At 59.8% G+C, this 777-nt stretch carries 1 protein-coding gene; it reads left to right on the top strand.

Annotation, left to right across the window (positions count from 1 at the left end; translation table 11 throughout):
- Window positions 1-225: 225 nt before the first annotated feature.
- Window positions 226-777 (top strand): sigma-70 family RNA polymerase sigma factor (locus APH36_RS30365; protein WP_054890520.1); only part of this gene is annotated, 552 nt, incomplete at its 3' end.

Below are 777 nucleotides of genomic sequence, written 5' to 3'. Positions count from 1 at the left end.
TGCTTTTCATGGCATATCTCCGTAATGGACTGGATGGCCGTCAGCTCGGTGTGACGGTCCGACAGGTAATTCGTCGTAGCAGTCGATACGGTTACAGCGCGGCAGAAAAATGTTGAGATTTCTTTCGGTGCACCTGCGCCGATTGAAACCTTTGGCGTTGCGGCCGATATGATGCAGTCTGGGCTCAATGAAAAATATCCACCTGCGGTGTAACTAAGGCGGCCAATGGAGCGAACTACAAGCTATGAGGTCATGGCCACGCGCGAAGAGCGCCTGCAGTCATTGCTTCTGGGTGGGTTGGCTGGCGACGAGGCCGCATACCGCGAATTCCTCACCGCGCTCAGTTCGCACCTGCGCGGTTTCCTTCGCCGACGCCTGGCGCAGCGCCCGGGAGAGGTCGAGGACCTGTTGCAAGAGGTACTGCTGGCCGTGCACAACGCAAGGCACACCTATCGCGCCGAACAGCCGCTGACCGTGTGGGTGCAGGCGATCGCCCGCTACAAGCTGGCCGATCACTTCCGTGCGTTCGCCCGCCGCGATGCGCTGTCCGATTCGCTGGACGAAGACATGTTCGAGGTGGAGGATAGCCGCCCGGCGGAGGCCCGGCGTGATCTGGGCAAGCTGTTACAGCACCTGCCCGAGCGTCAGCGTCTGCCCATCATTCATGTGAAACTGGAAGGCCGTTCGGTAGAGGAAACGGCTCAACTGACCGGTCTTTCCAGTTCTGCGGTCAAGGTAGGTATCCATCGCGGCCTGAAAGCGCTGGCGATGGTGATC

Origin of the sequence: Pseudomonas sp. NBRC 111133 (genome assembly GCF_001320605.1) — a bacterium.
In the GTDB taxonomy this organism is placed as follows: Bacteria; Pseudomonadota; Gammaproteobacteria; order Pseudomonadales; family Pseudomonadaceae; genus Aquipseudomonas; species Aquipseudomonas monteilii.
Note: the sequence above shows the minus strand (reverse complement) of the source record. Positions and strands in the feature narration are given on the sequence as shown.